The sequence below is a fragment of the Neisseria sp. 19428wB4_WF04 genome (assembly GCF_015235335.1).
GTDB lineage: Bacteria > Pseudomonadota > Gammaproteobacteria > Burkholderiales > Neisseriaceae > Neisseria > Neisseria musculi.
Genome location: NZ_JADGLG010000247.1, coordinates 1 through 241, shown reverse-complemented (window position 1 = coordinate 241; position 241 = coordinate 1). Strand labels below are relative to the sequence as shown.

At 63.5% G+C, this 241-nt stretch carries 1 protein-coding gene; it reads left to right on the top strand.

Features of this window, described 5'->3' with window-relative positions; genetic code table 11:
- Positions 1–241 (top strand): Ig-like domain-containing protein (locus tag IR141_RS14330; RefSeq protein ID WP_209304470.1); only part of this gene is annotated, 241 nt, incomplete at both ends.

The window sequence follows — 241 nt, the reverse complement described above, 5'->3', positions numbered from 1 at the left end:
GACGGCCAAAGCCAAACCGTTACCACCACCGTCAAGGCAGACGGCAGCTACAGCGTAGACGTGCCCAAAGCCCTGCCCGACGGCGGCTACACCGCCGAAGCTTCGGTGAAAGATCCCGCCGGCAACGAAGGCAAAGCCAAAGACAACGGCTCGGTCGACACCACCGCCCCGATGATCAGCGTAGACGCGCCGGACAACAGCAGCGACAACACCCCGACCATCAGCGGCAAAACCGATGCGC